This window comes from Streptomyces odontotermitis (genome assembly GCF_050510915.1).
Classification (GTDB): Bacteria; Actinomycetota; Actinomycetes; order Streptomycetales; family Streptomycetaceae; genus Streptomyces.
The window spans coordinates 90904-106779 of sequence record NZ_JBNJLS010000002.1; the positions used below are offsets into that span (position 1 = coordinate 90904).

Sequence of the window (15876 nt, forward strand, 5' to 3'; positions counted from 1 at the left end):
ACAGGGTCACGCCACCTTGACGTTGGCGGCGGAGGCCGTCGGCGTCTCACCGCGCGCGGCCTGCCCGAGGCGCTGCGCGTACACCTTGGCGAGGTCCGCCAGGAGGGGCCGCACGCCGCCCACCGGGTCGTGCCGGCCGCGTTGGGTCAGGGTGCCGATGTACTTGTCGTCGAGGATCACCGTCTCCTGGGTGCCCTTGTGCGCCACGTCCTTGTACGCGAACGTGAGGCTGTCCTGCCCGTATCCGCTGTCCAGGACCTCGCGCAGCTCGCGCTTGTTGTTGCTGACGTACGCTTCCCAGGCCGTGAAGGCGCGCTGCGCGGACCGCGCGTCGCGGTACACGATCACGTCGTAACTCGCGCCCTGCGCCTTGTCGTTGGTGCTGTACCCGGCGGCGCCGTTGGCCACGGCGTTCTTGCACTTGCCGCCGGGGTCCTTGCACAGGGTCGGCGCCTTGGCGCGGCTGTGCGGCTCCGTGGTGACCGTGCGCAGCGCGGCCGGCATGGCCGTCGCGGGCGGCAGGACCGCCTGGGCGCTCCGGGCCCCGGCGAGCGAACCGCCGCCCTTCTTGCGGTGGTTGGCGGCGGACCCGCCGGTCGTCCCGCCGATGGTGCGGGAGTGCGAGGAGGACGACTTCCGCTTCTTGCTCTTCTTGTTCTTCTTGCCCGCGCAACCCGTGAGGGCGAGCGACAGCGCGAGGACTCCGATGCCGAGTCCTCGCGCAGCGCGCGCCGTCCCCCGATGTGTGAACCGCACTGCGGCCCCTTCGTTTGTCGTGATCATGGCTTGCGCAGGATACGACGGTGAAAGGGGGCAGCCGCACGGTCGGCCGGGGTTACCGGGTGTTCGTCACACGCTCCTCACGCGTCGCTGAACTTCTCCCCGCGCTCGGCCTTCTCGACCAGCAGCGCGGGCGGTGCGAACCGCTCTCCGTACGTCGCGGCGAGCTCCCGCGCGCGGGCGACGAATCCGGGCAGCCCGCCTTCGTAGCCGTTCATGTACTGCACGACGCCGCCGGTCCAGCCGGGGAAGCCGATGCCGAAGATGGAGCCGATGTTGGCGTCGGCGACCGAGGTGAGGACGCCCTCCTCGAAGAGGCGGACCGTGTCGAGCGCCTCCGAGAACAGCATCCGCTCCTGCATGTCGCGGAAGGGGATCTCGTACCCGGGCTTGGTGAAGTGCTCGCGCAGGCCCGGCCAGAGACCGGCGCGCTTGCCGTTCTCGTCGTAGTCGTAGAAGCCCGCTCCCCCGCTGCGCCCGGTCCGCTCGAAGTCGTCGATCATGCGGTCGATGACGCCCTCGGCCGGGTGCGACGGCCAGGTGCCGCCCGCCTCCTCGATGGCGCGCTTCGACTCGTTGCGGATCTTGCGGGGCAGGGTGAGGGTCAGCTCATCCATCAGGGAGAGGACCTTCGCGGGGTAGCCCGCCTGGCCCGCCGCCTGCTCGACCGAGGCGGGCTCGATGCCCTCGCCGACCATCGCGACGCCCTCGTTGATGAAGTGGCCGATGACGCGCGAGGTGAAGAAGCCGCGCGAGTCGTTCACGACGATCGGGGTCTTGTTGATCTGGCGGACCAGGTCGAAGGCGCGGGCCAGGGCCTCGGCGCCGGTCTGCTCCCCCTTGATGATCTCGACGAGCGGCATCTTGTCGACGGGCGAGAAGAAGTGCAGGCCGATGAAGTCGACCGGCCGGGCCACGCCCTCGGCCAGCGAAGTGATCGGCAGCGTCGAGGTGTTGGAGCACAGCAGCGCGTCCGGCTCGATGATGTCCTGGATCTCCTGGAACACCTTGTGCTTGAGCGCGGGGTCCTCGAAGACCGCCTCGATCACCGCGTCACAGCCCGCGACGCCCTGCGGGTCCGCGGTGGGCGTGATGCGGGCGAGCAGCGCGTCCGCCTTCTCCTGGCTGGTGCGGCCCCGCTGGACGGCCTTCTCGCAGAGCTTGACCGAGTAGCCCTTGCCCTTGTCGGCGGCCTCCTGGGAGACGTCCTTGAGGACGACGTCGATGCCCGCGCGGGCGCACGAGTAGGCGATGCCCGCGCCCATCATCCCGGCGCCGAGGACGGCGACCTTGCGGACCTGGCGCGGCTCGATGCCCCCCGGGCGGTTGGCGCCGGAGTTGACGGCCTGGAGGTCGAAGAAGAACGCCTGGATCATGTTCTTCGAGATCTGCCCGGCGGCCAGCTCCACGAAGTAGCGGGCCTCGATGGTCTGGGCGGTCTCGAAGTCGACCTGGGAGCCCTCGACGGCCGCCGCGAGGATGTTGCGCGGGGCCGGGTACGGGGCGCCGTTCAGCTGCTTCTTGAGGTTGGCCGGGAAGGCGGGCAGGTTCGCGGCGAACTTCGGGTTCGACGGGGTGCCGCCGGGGATCTTGTAGCCGGGCCTGTCCCAGGGCTGCGCCGACTCGGGGTTGGCGTCGATGAAGGCACGGGCCTTGGCCAGCAGCTCGTCGCGGTCGGCGGCCACTTCGTGGATGAGGCCGTTCTGCAGGGCGCGCTGCGGGTTGTACTGGGTGCCCTGGAGCAGCACCTTCAGGAGGGCGTCGGCGATGCCCATGAGGCGCACGGTGCGGGTGACGCCGCCGCCCGCGGGGAGCAGGCCGAGGGTGACCTCGGGCAGGCCGATCTTGGTCTTGGAGCCGTCGAGGGCGACGCGGTGGTGGCAGGCGAGCGCGATCTCGTAACCGCCGCCCAGGGCCGCTCCGTTGATGGCGGCGACGACGGGCTTGCCGAGGGTCTCGATGCGGCGCAGGTCGCGCTTGATGCCCTGGCCCGCCTCGAAGGCGAGCTGAGCGGTCTCGGGGGTGACGGCGATGAGGTCGCGCAGGTCGCCGCCCGCGAAGAAGGTCTTCTTGGCGGAGGTGAAGATGACGCCCCGGACGCCGTCCTTCTCGGCCTCGAGGCGGTCGGCGACCGCGGTGAGGGACTCCTTGAACGCCTGGTTCATGGTGTTCGCGGACTGGTTGGGGTCGTCCAGGACGAGGGTGACGACGCCGGTCTCGTCCTGTTCCCAGCGGATGGTCGTGCTCTCGGTCATTGCTGATACTCCGTAAAGGGGTGTGCCGGGATGGACGGTCAGAGACGCTCGACGATGGTGGCGATGCCCATGCCGCCGCCGACGCACAGCGTGGCGAGGCCGAACCGCTTGTCCTGGCGCTCCAGTTCGTCGACGAGGATGCCGAGGATCATCGCGCCGGTCGCGCCGAGCGGGTGGCCCATGGCGATGGCGCCGCCGTTCACGTTGACCTTGTCCAGGGACAGGCCCATGTCCTTGACGAAGCGCAGCACGACGGCCGCGAACGCCTCGTTGATCTCGACGAGGTCGATGTCGTCGATGGTCAGGCCCGCCTTGGCGAGGGCCTTGCGGGCCGCGGGCGCGGGACCGGTGAGCATGATGGTGGGCTCGGAGCCGGACACGGCCACGGAGACGACCCGCGCGCGCGGGGTGAGGCCGTAGCGCTCGCCGACCTCCTTGTTGCCGATGGCGACGAGGGCGGAGCCGTCCACGATGCCGGAGGAGTTGCCCGCGTGGTGGACGTGGTCGATCTTCTCGACCCAGTGGTACTTCTGCAGCGCGACCGCGTCGAAGCCGCCGAGGTCGCCGATGTCCTTGAAGGACGGCTTCAGCTTGGCGAGCGAGTCGGCGGTGGTGCCGGGGCGCATGAACTCGTCGTGGTCGAGCACGACGAGGCCGTTGCGGTCCTTCACGGGCACGACGGACCTCTTGAAGCGGCCGTCCTTCCACGCCTCGGCCGCGCGCTCCTGGGACAGCGCCGCGTACTCGTCCACGTCGCGCCGCGAGTAGCCCTCGATGGTGGCGATGAGGTCGGCGCCGATGCCCTGCGGCACGAAGCCGGTGTCGAAGTTGGTCATCGGGTCGGCGAACCAGGCGCCGCCGTCGGAGGCCATGGGCACGCGCGACATCGACTCGACGCCACCGGCGAGGACGAGGTCCTCCCAGCCCGAACGGACCTTCATCGCGGCCAGGTTGACCGCTTCGAGCCCGGAGGCACAGAAGCGGTTCTCCTGGACGCCCGCGACGGTGTCCGGAAGTCCGGCCGCGATGGCGGCGATCCGCGCGATGTCGGAGCCCTGGTCGCCGACGGGGCCGACGACGCCGAGCACGATGTCGTCGATGGCCGCCGGGTCGAGGGTCGGGAAGCGGGCCTGGATCTCGTGGATCAGGCCGACCACGAGGTCGATCGGCTTGGTGCCGTGCAGGGCGCCGTTGGCCTTGCCGCGTCCGCGCGGGGTGCGGATCGCGTCGTATACGTACGCTTCGGTGGTCACGCGAGAGCCTTTCAGGGTGTTCTGGGGGTGGGCCGGAGGGTGGCCGAGGGGTGGCCGGGGGCCGTGGGTCAGCCGAGGAGGGAACGTCCGATGATCTCCTTCATGATCTCGGTCGTGCCGCCGTAGATGGTCTGGATGCGGCCGTCGGTGAAGGCTTTCGCCACGCGGTACTCGGTCATGTAGCCGTAGCCGCCGTGCAGTTGGAGACAGCGGTCCGCGACCCGCTTCTGCAGCTCCGTGGCCCACCACTTGGCCATGGAGGCGTGCACCGCGTCGAGTTCCCCGTTCGAGTGGTCCTCGATGCAGCGGTCGAGGAACGTTCGGGTGACGGCGCACTCGGTGGCCATCTCCGCGATCTCGAAGCGGATGTGCTGGAGCTTGGCGAGCGGCCGCCCGAACGCCTCGCGCTCCTTCACGTACTGGGTGGTGATCTCCAGGAGGTGCTCGGCGGCGGCGATCCCGGCGACGGCGATGCCCATGCGCTCCTGGGCGAGGTTCGTCATCAGGTGGATGAAGGCGCCGTCGAGCTCGCCGAGGAGGTTCTCCTTGGGGACGCGTACGTCGTTGAAGAACAGCTCGGCGGTGTCCTGGGACTTCTGGCCGATCTTGTCGAGGTTGCGGCCGCGCTCGAAGCCCTCCATGCCGCGCTCGACGACCAGGAGGGACAGCCCGTGGGCGCCGCCTTCGGCGGTGGTCTTGGCGACGACGATGACGAGGTCGGCGAGGATCCCGTTCGAGATGAACGTCTTGGAGCCGTTGAGCAGCCAGTGGTCGCCCTTGTCCTCGGCGGAGGTGCGGATGCCCTGGAGGTCGGAGCCCGCGCCCGGCTCGGTCATGGCGATGGCGGTGATGATCTCGCCGGAGCAGAAGCCGGGCAGCCAGCGCCGCTTCTGCTCGTCGGTGGCGAGCGAGGTCAGATAGGGCCCGATGATGTCGTTGTGCAGACCGACGGCGAGGCCGGCGGCGCCCGCGCGCGTGAACTCCTCGGCGAGCACGGCGCTGTAGCGGAAGTCGGCGTTGCCGCCGCCCCCGTACTCCTCGGGCACGGCGAGGCCGAGGAGGCCCTGCTTGCCGGCCGCGAGCCACGCGTCCCGGGAGACGATGCCGTCCTTCTCCCACTGCTCGTAGTGCGGCAGGACCTCCTTGGCGAGGAAGGTGCGGACGGTCTCGCGGAACGCGTCGTGCTCGGCGGAGAAGAGCTGCCGTTTCATCGGTACGTGGCCTCCTGGGACCTGGGGTGCGCGGGACGGTGCGGACGCTAGAGCCAGCTCTTGACGGTGGCGATGAGCCGGGCGGGGTCGGGGCCGACCGGGATGACGTTGAGCATCGTGACGCCCGCCGCGCGGAACGCCTCGACGCGCTCGCGGACGTAACTCTCGGGCCCGCACAGCGACATGAGTTCGCAGAACTCGGCCGGGACGGCGGCCTCGGCCTCCTTCTTCTTCCCGGAGAGGTAGAGCTCCTGGATGCGGGTGGCCTCCTTCTCGTAGCCGTAGGCCACCGCCAGGTCGTTGTAGAAGTTCTTCCCCTTGGCGCCCATGCCGCCTACGTAGAGGGCGATCTGGGGGCGGGCGAGGTCGCGCGCGGCCGCCGCGTCGTCGCCGATGGCCAGCAGTCCGCCCGCGACGGTCTGCAGCGGCCCGCGCGCGGGGTCACGCTTCGCGGTGCCTTCCGCGAGGGCGCCGCCCCACACCTGCCCGGCCTTCTCGGGGATGAAGAGCGTGGGCAGCCAGCCGTCGGCGATCTCGGCGGTCATCCGGACGTTGGCGGGCCCCAAGGAGGCCACGTACAGGGGCACTTCGGGGCGTACGGGCCTGGTGAGGATCTTCAGGGGCTTGCCGAGGCCGAGGCCCTGGTCCGCGGGGAGCGGCATGTCGGTGATGCCGTGGTGGTCGATGACCTCGCGGCGCAGGATGCGCCGGGTCAGCTCGATAGCCTCGCGGGTGCGGCCCAGGGGCTTGTCGTACGCCGTTCCGTGCCAGCCCTCGACGACCTGGGGCCCGGAGGCGCCGAGCCCCATGATGGCCCGCCCGCCGGAGATCGCGTCGAGCCCGGCGGCGGTCTGGGCGATGAGGGCGGGGGTGCGCGAGTAGACGTTGAGGATCCCGGCGCCGATCTTCATGCGCTCGGTGCGGGCCGCCAAATAGCCCATGATCGTGGGCGAGTCGAAGCCGTACGCCTCGGCGACCCAGACGGCGTCCAGGCCCGCGGGCTCCAGGGCGGCGACCGCGTCGGCGGCGGCGCGCGGGTCGCCTGCGTAGGCGAGCGGGGTGGAGAGCTCCATCAGCTGCCGTCCTTCTTGGTGGGGCCGTCGGCTTCCTTGGTGTGACGGTCGCCTTCCTCGCGGTGCCCGTCGGCTTCCTCGGCGAGGCCCGGCACGCCCCAGTCGCGGGCCACCTCTTCGGTGTCGGCGCCGGGCTGGGCGGGTCCGGTGCGTACGGCCGTGGGCGTCGCGGAGAAGCGGGGCGCGGGCGCCGGCTGGGTGATGCCGCCGTGGTCGGTGAAGGTGGCGCGGGCGGCGAGGTGCGGGTGCCCGGGGGCCTCGCGCAGCGACAGGACGGGGGCGACGCAGGCGTCCGAGCCCTCGAAGACCTCCGTCCACTCTTCGCGCGTACGGGACTTGAAGCGGGCGGCGACGGCCTCGCGCAGGTCGCCCCAGGCGGCCAGGTCCTTGCGGGCGGGCGCGGTGTCCGTGAGGTCGAGGAGGGCGATGAACTCGTCGTAGAACTGCTGCTCAAGGGCGCCGACCGCCATGTACTGGCCGTCGGCCGTCTCGTAGGTGCCGTAGAACGGGCAGCCGCCGTCGAGGAGGTTGGCGCCGCGCCGGTCCTGCCAGCCGCCGGCCGCGAGCATGCCGTGGATCATCGCGGACAGATGGGCGGCACCGTCGACGATCGCGGCGTCCACGACCTGGCCGCGGCCGCTCTCGCGCGCGTGGTGCAGCGCGGCGAGGATGCCGACGACCAGATAGAGCGAGCCGCCCGCGTAGTCCCCGACGAGGTTGGCGGGGATCGCGGGCGGCTCACCGGGGTTGCCGATCATGCCGAGGGTGCCGGTGACGGCGATGTAGGCGATGTCGTGCCCGGCGCTCTGGGCGAGCGGGCCCTGTTGGCCCCAGCCGGTCATCCGGCCGTAGACGAGGCGGGGGTTGCGGGCGGCGCACTCCTCGGGGCCGACGCCGAGGCGCTCGGCGACCCCGGGGCGGTAGCCCTCGATGAGGACGTCGGCGCGCTCCACCAGGTCGAGGACGCGGGCGGGCCCTCCGGGCGCCTTCAGGTCGACGATCACGGAGCGTTTGTTGCGGTTGGTGACGTCGTACTGCGGGTTGATGGCGAGCCCGCCGCCACCGGGGCGGTCGACGCGCACCACGTCCGCGCCGAGGTCGGCGAGGAGCATCGCCGCGAACGGGCCGGGCCCGATCCCCGCGAGCTCCACCACGCGCACCCCGGCGAGCGGACCGTGACCGCCACCTTGAACGCCCTTGCCTGGCACTGCCATTGAGCCCCCAGCGCTGCGACCGTCTCCGGCATCTGTGACACAACTGATGTAACACCAGTGATGCTAAGAACGCGTTCCACTCCGCACAAGCCCCTGGCGAGCAAGCGCTTAGACAATTCTCGTACAGCCGTGCGTGCGGATAGCCTCGGCGCATGGGTTCCGTACTGGTCAGCGCGTGTCTTCGCGGGGTGCCGTGCCGTTACGACGGCCGCGACAAGGAGTCGGCTCAGCTGGACGAGGCCGTGGCGGGCCGGGAGGTGGTCTCCTTCTGCCCGGAGGCGGCGGGCGGCCTGCCCACGCCGCGCCGCCCCGCCGAACTGGTCGACGGCGACGGGCACGACGTCCTGGACGGCCGCGCGCGGGTCGTCGACGACACGGGGTGCGATGTCACCGCCGCGTTCGTGGCGGGCGCGGAGCGCGCCCTCGCGGCGGCGCGCAACGGGGGCTGCGGGGAAGCCCTGTTGATGCCGCGCAGTCCGTCGTGCGGGCGTGGGGCGGTGCACGACGGGTCGTTCGGCGGGGTGCTGGTCGCCGGGGACGGGGTGACGGCGGCGCTTCTTGAGCGCAACGGGATCAGAGTGCGGCCGGCACCGGGGGTGTGACAGGAGGTGTGAGCGGGTCGCCGTGCGACGCGCTCTTTGAGACGGCCATGGGTACCTCCTGGTGTCCGGCTCCGCCTCTCACGCTAGCCTCGGCCACCGACAACGGCGCGGCGTACCACGGAGAGGTGCCATGAGCAGTCAGAACGGCAGCGACAAGGGCGAAGCGGGCGCGACGGAGCGCACGTACGACGTGGTCCTCTTCGGAGCGACCGGGTTCGTCGGGAAGCTCACCGCGGAGTATCTCGCCGCGCATGCCCCCGAGGGGTTGACCTGGGCGATCGCGGGGCGGGACACGGCGAAGCTGGAGCGGCTCCGGGAGGGGCTCGCCCGCATCTCGCCCGCCTGCGCGGACCTCCCGCTCGTCCGCGCGGACGTCGGGGACGAGGACTCCTTGCGTGAACTGGCCGCCCACGCGCGCGTGGTGGCCACGACGGTCGGCCCGTATCTGACGTACGGGGAGAAGCTGGTGGCCGCGTGCGCGGACGCGGGCACCGACTACCTGGACCTCACGGGCGAGACCGAGTTCGTCGACCTCATGTATGTGCGCTACGACGCCCGCGCGCGGGAGACCGGGGCGCGGCTCGTGCACGCCTGCGGCTTCGACTCGGTGCCGCACGACCTGGGCGCGTACTTCACGGTCCAGCAGCTTCCCGAGGACGTGCCGCTGCGCGTGGACGGCTTCGTGCGCACCAACGGCCGCTTCTCCGGTGGCACGTTCGCCTCCGCGCTCACCCAGGCGTCGCGCGGGCGGCAGATGATGGCGGCCGCGCGCGACCGGCGCCGTCATGAGCCGCGCGTGGTGGGCCGCAAGGTGTCCGCCCCCGCGGGCACCCCGCGGTTCGCGGCCGAGGTCGGCACCTGGGCGCTGCCGCTGCCGACCATCGACCCCCAGGTGGTGGCGCGCTCGGCGCGCGCCCTGGAGCGCTACGGCCCCGACTTCCGCTACCGGCACTACGCCTCCGTGAAGTCGCTGCCGGTCGCCCTCGGCGCCCCCGCCGCGCTCGGCACCGTCCTCGCGGCGGCCCAAGTGCCCCCGGTGCGGCGCTGGTTGTCCGGGCGGCTCAAGCCGGGCGAGGGGCCGAGCGCGGAGCGCCGGGCGCGCACCTGGTTCTCGGTCCGGTTCGTCGGCGAGGGCGGCGGCCAGCGGGTGTTCACCGAGGTGTCGGGCGGCGACCCCGGCTACGACGAGACGGCGAAGATCCTCGCCGAGGCCGCACTCTCCCTGGCCCTCGACAAACTGCCGCCCACGGCGGGCCAGCTGACCCCGGCGGTGGCGATGGGCGACGCGCTCCTGGAGCGGCTCAGGGCGGCGGGGATGCAGTTCCGGGTGGCATCGGTCCGCTGACCCCTGGTCGGCCTGACCTCTGGTCGGCTTGGCCTCCGGTCGATCTGACGCCTGGTCGTAGGCCCAGCGGAGGTTGCCGTTCCAGGCTCTGGACCGACGTGGGGCCCGGTCTCTTCTCCGTACGGTCGTGATCAAGCGACCCACGAGGATCGACCGCCCCCAGGACCACGCAGCCCGGGCTGTTGACGTGCCGTCGCCCGGCTGCGTGTGTTCCTTCGTCGGAGTTTCCCCATGCTTGTGATGACGGCGGCCCTCGTGCTGCTCTCGTTCGTGATGCCGCTGGCCACGGACATGTACCTGCCCGCCTTCCCCCAGATGACGGGAGACCTCGGCACCGACGCCTCCGGTGTCCAGCTGACTCTCACCACGTTCCTGGTCGGCATGGGCCTCGGCCAGCTGGTTCTCGGGCCGCTCTCGGACCGGCTCGGGCGGCGCCTGCCGATCCTGGTGGGCTCGGCCGCCTGCGTCGTCGCCACCGCCTCGTGCGCGCTCGCGCCCTCGCTCGGCGTGCTGGTGGCCCTGCGCTTTCTGCAGGGTTTCACCGGCGCCGCCGGGGTCGTCATCGGCCGCGCCGTCGTCTCCGACGTGGCGACCGGTGAGAAGGCGGCCAGGCTCCTGGGAATCCTGATGTCCCTGCTCGGTGTCGCCCCGGCCGTCGCGCCGGTGCTGGGCGGCGTCGTGATCGAGAGCGCCGGCTGGCGCGCGGTGTTCTGGGTTCTGGCCGCCACCACGTTGCTCGCCCTGCTCGGGGCGGTGTTCGCGATACCCGAGACACTCCCGCGCGAGCGACGCCGGACCGGCGGCGCCGAAGCAACGATCCACGCCGTACGCGACGTCCTCACCAACCGCCCCTACCTGGGCTACACGCTCTGCTTCGGCATGGCTTTGGCCGTGCTCTTCTGCTATCTGGGCGGGGCGGCCTTCCTCTTCCAGAACCTCCTCGGCCTGAGCGTCGGCCGGACCTCCGCCGCCTTCGCCTCCGTCGGCGCCGTCAGTGTCGTCTCCGGCCTCGGCGTCACCCGCCTCGTCGGCCGCTTCACGCCCAGGGCCTTGCTGCGCACCGGCCTCGTGGTGATGCTGGCAGGCTCCGCCGCCCTGCTGGCCCTCACCCTGGCCGACCGCCTCGCCCTCCCCCTGGTACTGGCCCTGCTCTACGTCACCTTCGTCGGCATCAGCCTGGTCACCATCAACGCCGCCGCGCTCGCCCTGGAACGCATCCCGCACGCCGCCGGAACCGGCTCCGCCCTGCTGGGCACCGTCCAGAGCATCCTGAGCGCCATCGCCGCCCCACTCGTCGGCCTCGGCGGCGACCACAGCGCACTGCCCATGTTCGCGGGCATGACGCTCTCCGCTGCGCTGGCCTTTGTCCTGCTGGGCCTGACGAGGGCGAGCGACCGTGCGGCCACGGTCGCGACCGCACCCTGAACAACCCCTGCCTAGACGGTGATCCAGTAACGCCGCACCGGGCCGTGTTCGGTGTCCTCGATGCCTTCGAAGACACCACCGTGGTGCTCGATCGTCTTCACCGACGCGAGGTTGTCCACTTCGCAGACGAGCAGCACCCGGTCCAGACCGAGCTCCCGCGCCTGGTCGAGCATCCGGCCCAGGGCCCAGGTGGCCAGCCCGCGCCGGCGGGAGGACGGCCGGATCCCGTAGCCGATGTGGCCGAACTGGCGGACGTGGTCGCCGGGCCCGTGGCGCAGCGCGATCCCGCCGTGCACCCGGCCGCCCTCGACGATCCACCGATACGTACACCCCTGGCCGCTCGCCACCGCTTCGGGAGCCGCCGCGCCTGCCAGTCTCGCCACCCAGGCCGCGAACCCGTCCGCCGAGTCGACCTCGTCGCACGGTCCGAGGCCGAATCCGTCCTCGTGGAGGCCGGGACCCCAGTCGGCACGCGCCTCCAGCCAGGCGGAGTGCAAGTCGGTGGTGGGCGCGGTCAGTTCAGGCATCGGCCCGCCCGGTCGCTTCCCGCAGCGCCTCCCTGCACAGCGCGTCCGCCCTCCGCGTCGACTCCGGAAGCCGGTAGCGCGGGGTCAGACGGAGCGTGTGGGCCACCGCGTTGTCCAGGGCGACGCGGTGGCCGACCGACACGAACACCGGCTTCACGCCCTCGCGGGTGCGCACCGCGCGGCCGACCTCCTCGCCCGAGTCCACCAAGGGCGCCGCACTCCCCCGCGCGGCGCCCAACTCCCCGTACGTGAAAGTGAAGGGGTTCTTTGCGACCCCGATCGTGGGCAGGCCCGTGAGCACGCCGAGGTGGCTCGCGAGGCCGAAGCGGCGGGGGTGGGCGAGGCCGTAGCCGTCGCACACGACAAGGCCGGGGTCCGCCGTGAGGGAGCCGAGCGCGGCCAGCACCGTGGGGATCTCGCGGAACGCCAACAGGCCCGGCACGTAAGGGAACGCGACCCGGCCGACCGCGGTCGCCTCCTCGACGACGTCGAGGCTCGCCCCGTCCAGGACCACCACCGCGGCGGCCACCACGTCGCGCTCGTCGTCGTAGGCCACGTCGACCCCGGTGACCGTGCCGGCGCCGGGCAGCGGCCCCGTCTCGTCGCGGATCACGTCCCCGCGCAGTTCGTCCTGGACCACGCGCGCGCGTGCCTCGTCGGTGGGCCAGCCCTCGGGGATCGTCGTGATCGCCGTGATCGTCGTCGCCATGCCGCCCACCCTAGACACGGGCTTCTCTGGACAGGTACGGGGATCATGCCTCTATCATGTAAGTCATGAATAGCATGACTGACCATTACGGCGGCCGTGACTCCTACGAGCTGCGCCCGGGCGTCCCCTCCGTGGAGACCTTCCGCCGCCTGCGCACCGTGGCCGGGCTCTCCGACCGCTCCGCCGAGGCCGTGGCGCTCGCGCTGCCAGGGACCTGGTACGGCGTGGTCGTCCACCACGAGGGCGAGCCCATCGGGATGGGGCGGGTCATCGGTGACGGGGGCACCGCCTTCCAGATCGTCGACATCTGCGTGCACCCGGATCATCAGGGGCACGGCCTCGGCAAGCGCGTCATGGCCGCACTCACCGAGGAGTTGGAGCGCCGGGCGCCCAGGACCGCGTATGTCTCGCTGATCGCGGACGGCGACGCGCGGTTCCTCTACGAGAAGTTCGGGTTCAGGGACACGGCGCCCGAGTCGATCGGCATGGCCCGCTCTCTGTAGCCCACAACCGTGCAGCTCACAGCCGTGCAGCTCACAGCCGTCCCCCGCTCGCCGTGTCCGAGGACAGCCGGTGCGCCGCGTACACCGGCAGGACCGACAGAAGGACGAGGACCACGGCCACCACGTTGACCACGGGGGCCTGCTGGGGGCGGGACATGTTGGAGAAGATCCAGACGGGCAGCGTCTGGACGCCGGGGCCCGCCGTGAACGTCGTCACGACGATCTCGTCGAAGGACAGCGCGAAGGACAGCAGCCCGCCCGCCGCGAGCGCCGACCGCATCAGCGGGAACGTGATGTCGCGGAACGTGCGGAAGGTGTCGGCGCCGAGGTCCATGGCCGCCTCCTCGTAGGACCCGCTCAGCCGGCGCAGGCGCGCCGCGACGTTGTTGAAGACCACGACGACGCAGAACGTGGCGTGGCCGACCACGACGGTGAAGAGGCCGAGACCGATCCCGAGGGGCTCGAGCACTGTGCGGAACGCGGTGTTCAGGGCGACGCCGGTGACGATGCCGGGCAGCGCGATGGGCAGCACCACCGCGAACGACACCGCCTCGCGCCCGAAGAAGCGGTACCGCGCCACGGCGAAGGCGATGAGCGTGCCGAGCACGAGGGCGATCGCCGTCGCACCGAGGCCCGCCTTCACCGAGGTCCACAGCGCGTCCCTGGCCCCGCTGCTGCGCCAGGCGTCGCGCCACCAGCGGAAGGTGAGACCGGAGGGCGGCCACCCCGAACTGCGGTCCTTGTTGAGGGAGTTCACGAGGACCAGGAGCAGCGGCAGGTAGATCACCGCGAAGCCGAGGGCCGCGGCCACGCGCAGCGCGATGCGGGCCGTTCTGGAAAGGTGCATGGGTTGCCGAACCCCTCCGTCACAGGCTGCTGAGCGCGCCCGTACGGCGCACCGCCAGCAGGTAGAGCACGATGATCACGACGGGGACCGTGCCGAGCGCGGCGGCCATCGGCAGGTCCAGCGTGATGTTGGAGTAGACGAGGTTTCCTATGAGTTGGGATTTCCCACCGACTATCTGCACCGCTATGTAGTCACCGAGACTGAGCGAGAACGTGAAGACGGACCCGGCCGCGAGGGACGGCAGCGCGAGCGGCAGCAGCACGGTCCGGAACGTCCGCCAGCTGCGTGCGCCCAGGTCCGCCGAGGCGTCGAGGAGGCTGTCCGGGATGCGTTCGAGGCCCGCGTGCAGCGGCAGGATCATGTACGGCAGCCAGAGGTACGTCAGGACGACGACGGTCGCGGTGAGGCCGTAGCCGGGGCCGCTGAGGCCGAACGGGCCCAACGCCCAGTCCAGCGGCCCCCCTTCGGCGAGCATGACCCGCCAGGCGTACGCCTTGACGAGGTAACTCGCCCACAGGGGCGTGAGGATGGCGACGACGAGCAGCGGCCGCCACCGGGGGCGGGCGACGCGGGCCGTGTAGAACGCGACGGGGAAGGCGATGACGGCGCACAGCAGGGTCACGGCGAGCGCGACGCCGACACTGCGCAGCGCCACCCGCCGGTAGACCTCCGTCGTGAACAGCGCCCGGAAGTTCTCCGCCGACCAGGACCTGACGACATCCGACGTGAACGGGTCGGTGGTCCAGAAGCCGGATGCGAACAGCACCGCGAGCGAGCCGAGGTAGGCGACGACGAGCCAGGTCAGCGGGGCGCCGAGGAGCAGGGCCAGGCGCAGCCGGGGGCGCCGGTGCAGCGTCCCTGCGGCCCGCGCGCGCCCGGCACGGACCGCCCCGCCCCTACGGGCCACGCGTCAGCCCTTGATCTCGGTCCACGCCTGGACCCACTTGGCGTACGGGACGCACTTCACGTCCGTGCGGCCGTCCAGGCACTGCGGAATGGGCGTCGTCCAGAAGTGCACGCGCTTCCAGTAGGCGGCGTCGTCGGCGTGGAAGACGGCGCAGTGCTTCTTGTCGGCGGTCTCGGCGCACGCCTTCTTGTTCGAGGGGGCCTCTCCGAAGTACTCGGCGACCTGGGCGTTGACCTTGGGCGAGACGATCCAGTCGAGCCATTTGTAGGCGCAGTTGGGGTGCTTCGCCCCGGCGGAGACCATCCAGGTGTCGGACCAGCCGGTGGCGCCCTCCTTGGGCAGGACCGCCTTGACGGGGGCCTTCTCTCCTTGTGCGGTGTTCACGATGACCTGCCAGCTGGTGCCCACCACGGAGTCGCCGCTCTTGAAGGCGGACACTTCCTTGAGGTAGTCGCTCCAGTACTCCCCCACATCGGCGTTCTGCTTCTTCAACAGGCCGACGGCGGCGTCGAACTGCTTCTGGTCGAGGGCGTAGGGGTTCTTGATGCCGAGCGCCGGCTCGGTCTTCATCAGGTAGAGGGCGGCGTCGGCGATGTAGATGGGCGAGTCGTACGCGGTGACCTTGCCCTTGTGCTTCGAGGCGTCGTCGAAGACGGCGGACCAGGAGTCGGGGGCCGGGGAGACCTTGTCGGTGCGGTACATGAGGAGGTTGGCGCCGCGCCCGTGCGGGATCCCGTAGGGGACGCCCTTCACGGAGTTGAAGCTCTGCCCCTTCAACCCCGGGAAGATGTCCTTGTAGTGGGGGACGAGTTCGGTGTTGACGGGGGCGGCGTCGCCGGACGCGATGAGGCGCAGGGAGGCGTCTCCGGAGGCCGAGACCGCGTCGTACTGGCCGGTCTTCATGAGGTTGACCATCTCGTCGGAGGTGCCCGCGACCTTGGTGCTGACCTGGCAGCCCGTCTTCTTCTCGAACGGGCTGACCCAGTCCACCTTCGGGTCGTTGGAGCCGTCCTCGGCGTAACCGGCCCAGGCGATGAGATTGACCTTGCCCTCGCCCTTGCCGAGGGACTTCTTGGCGGCGAGCTTCGGCGGCGTGAAGCCCTGGCCGCCGGGCTGCTTGCCGCCGTCCCCGTCGTCGGAGGAGCCGCAGGCGGTGGCGAGGGCCAGGGCGCTCAGCGCCGCCGCGGCCAGGAGGGTGGTACGGGTGAGACGCACGTGAACTCCC

15 protein-coding genes are annotated in these 15876 nt (G+C 71.3%); 4 read left to right on the forward strand and 11 right to left on the reverse strand.

Annotated elements, in window-relative coordinates; all coding sequences use genetic code 11:
• Nucleotides 1-6 precede the first annotated feature (6 nt).
• The 6 genes from ACQB60_RS06575 to ACQB60_RS06600 form a co-directional block, all read right to left on the reverse strand.
• Nucleotides 7-783: a hypothetical protein gene (locus ACQB60_RS06575; RefSeq protein WP_496924868.1), complete on the reverse strand. Its 777-nt coding sequence runs from the start codon at nucleotides 781-783 to the stop codon at nucleotides 7-9.
• 77 nt (nucleotides 784-860) lie between these two features.
• Entirely contained in the window at nucleotides 861-3035 is a 2175-nt protein-coding gene (locus ACQB60_RS06580) for a 3-hydroxyacyl-CoA dehydrogenase NAD-binding domain-containing protein (RefSeq protein ID WP_496924869.1), read from the reverse strand.
• 38 nt (nucleotides 3036-3073) lie between these two features.
• Nucleotides 3074-4288 (reverse strand): acetyl-CoA C-acetyltransferase, encoded by a 1215-nt coding sequence (locus ACQB60_RS06585; RefSeq protein ID WP_496924870.1) that lies wholly within the window; start codon nucleotides 4286-4288, stop codon nucleotides 3074-3076.
• 68 nt (nucleotides 4289-4356) lie between these two features.
• On the reverse strand, nucleotides 4357-5499 hold the full coding sequence (locus tag ACQB60_RS06590; RefSeq protein ID WP_496924871.1) for an acyl-CoA dehydrogenase family protein: 1143 nt from the start codon (nucleotides 5497-5499) through the stop codon (nucleotides 4357-4359).
• Nucleotides 5500-5546: 47 nt separating this feature from the next.
• The gene (locus tag ACQB60_RS06595; RefSeq protein WP_496924872.1) at nucleotides 5547-6572 is read right to left on the reverse strand and encodes an LLM class F420-dependent oxidoreductase; all 1026 of its coding nucleotides are present in this window, start codon (nucleotides 6570-6572) and stop codon (nucleotides 5547-5549) included.
• Nucleotides 6572-7786, reverse strand: coding sequence for a CaiB/BaiF CoA transferase family protein (locus ACQB60_RS06600; protein ID WP_496924873.1), 1215 nt, complete (start codon nucleotides 7784-7786; stop codon nucleotides 6572-6574). The genes ACQB60_RS06595 and ACQB60_RS06600 overlap by 1 nt, the downstream gene beginning before the upstream one ends.
• A gap of 152 nt (nucleotides 7787-7938) precedes the next feature.
• Here ACQB60_RS06600 and ACQB60_RS06605 point away from each other — a divergent pair, with 152 nt between their 5' ends.
• The 3 genes from ACQB60_RS06605 to ACQB60_RS06615 all read left to right on the forward strand — a co-directional run bounded on the left by ACQB60_RS06605 (nucleotide 7939) and on the right by ACQB60_RS06615 (nucleotide 11158).
• The gene (locus ACQB60_RS06605; RefSeq protein ID WP_496924874.1) at nucleotides 7939-8388 is read left to right on the forward strand and encodes a 2-thiouracil desulfurase family protein; all 450 of its coding nucleotides are present in this window, start codon (nucleotides 7939-7941) and stop codon (nucleotides 8386-8388) included.
• 130 nt (nucleotides 8389-8518) lie between these two features.
• The gene (locus tag ACQB60_RS06610; protein WP_496924875.1) at nucleotides 8519-9733 is read left to right on the forward strand and encodes a saccharopine dehydrogenase family protein; all 1215 of its coding nucleotides are present in this window, start codon (nucleotides 8519-8521) and stop codon (nucleotides 9731-9733) included.
• A gap of 231 nt (nucleotides 9734-9964) precedes the next feature.
• Nucleotides 9965-11158 (forward strand): multidrug effflux MFS transporter, encoded by a 1194-nt coding sequence (locus ACQB60_RS06615; protein WP_496924876.1) that lies wholly within the window; start codon nucleotides 9965-9967, stop codon nucleotides 11156-11158.
• An 11-nt stretch (nucleotides 11159-11169) separates the two neighbouring features.
• Here the strand turns inward: ACQB60_RS06615 and ACQB60_RS06620 are convergent, their stop codons facing one another.
• Together ACQB60_RS06620 and nfi are read right to left on the reverse strand one after the other, a co-directional pair.
• Nucleotides 11170-11685, reverse strand: a complete 516-nt coding sequence (locus tag ACQB60_RS06620) for a GNAT family N-acetyltransferase (RefSeq protein ID WP_496924877.1) — start codon at nucleotides 11683-11685, stop codon at nucleotides 11170-11172.
• Nucleotides 11678-12394 (reverse strand): deoxyribonuclease V, encoded by a 717-nt coding sequence (gene nfi, locus ACQB60_RS06625; protein WP_496924878.1) that lies wholly within the window; start codon nucleotides 12392-12394, stop codon nucleotides 11678-11680. The genes ACQB60_RS06620 and nfi overlap by 8 nt, the downstream gene beginning before the upstream one ends.
• A 65-nt stretch (nucleotides 12395-12459) precedes the next feature.
• Here nfi and ACQB60_RS06630 point away from each other — a divergent pair, with 65 nt between their 5' ends.
• Complete coding sequence (locus ACQB60_RS06630; protein ID WP_496924879.1) at nucleotides 12460-12897, forward strand: GNAT family N-acetyltransferase; 438 nt, start codon at nucleotides 12460-12462, stop codon at nucleotides 12895-12897.
• 31 nt (nucleotides 12898-12928) lie between these two features.
• Here ACQB60_RS06630 and ACQB60_RS06635 read toward each other — a convergent pair whose 3' ends face one another.
• From ACQB60_RS06635 to ACQB60_RS06645, 3 genes are read right to left on the reverse strand one after another with little or no spacing between them, the layout of a single operon-like run.
• A complete protein-coding gene (locus ACQB60_RS06635) occupies nucleotides 12929-13744 on the reverse strand; it encodes an ABC transporter permease (RefSeq protein ID WP_496924880.1) in 816 nt (271 codons plus the stop codon).
• Nucleotides 13745-13763: 19 nt separating this feature from the next.
• Nucleotides 13764-14651, reverse strand: a complete 888-nt coding sequence (locus ACQB60_RS06640) for an ABC transporter permease (RefSeq protein ID WP_496924881.1) — start codon at nucleotides 14649-14651, stop codon at nucleotides 13764-13766.
• Between the two features lie 3 nt (nucleotides 14652-14654).
• On the reverse strand, nucleotides 14655-15866 hold the full coding sequence (locus ACQB60_RS06645) for an ABC transporter substrate-binding protein (protein ID WP_496924882.1): 1212 nt from the start codon (nucleotides 15864-15866) through the stop codon (nucleotides 14655-14657).
• Nucleotides 15867-15876: the final 10 nt, after the last annotated feature.

Excerpts from the sequence above, each read along its gene's own strand:
- ACQB60_RS06590 (WP_496924871.1), bottom strand. The coding sequence starts at position 5,499 with ATGAAACGGCAGCTCTTCTCCGCCGAGCACGACGCGTTCCGCGAGACC.
- ACQB60_RS06600 (WP_496924873.1), bottom strand. The coding sequence starts at position 7,786 with ATGGCAGTGCCAGGCAAGGGCGTTCAAGGTGGCGGTCACGGTCCGCTC.
- ACQB60_RS06595 (WP_496924872.1), bottom strand. The coding sequence starts at position 6,572 with ATGGAGCTCTCCACCCCGCTCGCCTACGCAGGCGACCCGCGCGCCGCC.
- ACQB60_RS06615 (WP_496924876.1), top strand. The coding sequence starts at position 9,965 with ATGCTTGTGATGACGGCGGCCCTCGTGCTGCTCTCGTTCGTGATGCCG.
- ACQB60_RS06635 (WP_496924880.1), bottom strand. The coding sequence starts at position 13,744 with ATGCACCTTTCCAGAACGGCCCGCATCGCGCTGCGCGTGGCCGCGGCC.
- nfi (WP_496924878.1), bottom strand. The coding sequence starts at position 12,394 with ATGGCGACGACGATCACGGCGATCACGACGATCCCCGAGGGCTGGCCC.
- ACQB60_RS06575 (WP_496924868.1), bottom strand. The coding sequence starts at position 783 with ATGATCACGACAAACGAAGGGGCCGCAGTGCGGTTCACACATCGGGGG.
- ACQB60_RS06580 (WP_496924869.1), bottom strand. The coding sequence starts at position 3,035 with ATGACCGAGAGCACGACCATCCGCTGGGAACAGGACGAGACCGGCGTC.
- ACQB60_RS06610 (WP_496924875.1), top strand. The coding sequence starts at position 8,519 with ATGAGCAGTCAGAACGGCAGCGACAAGGGCGAAGCGGGCGCGACGGAG.
- ACQB60_RS06605 (WP_496924874.1), top strand. The coding sequence starts at position 7,939 with ATGGGTTCCGTACTGGTCAGCGCGTGTCTTCGCGGGGTGCCGTGCCGT.
- ACQB60_RS06630 (WP_496924879.1), top strand. The coding sequence starts at position 12,460 with ATGAATAGCATGACTGACCATTACGGCGGCCGTGACTCCTACGAGCTG.
- ACQB60_RS06620 (WP_496924877.1), bottom strand. The coding sequence starts at position 11,685 with ATGCCTGAACTGACCGCGCCCACCACCGACTTGCACTCCGCCTGGCTG.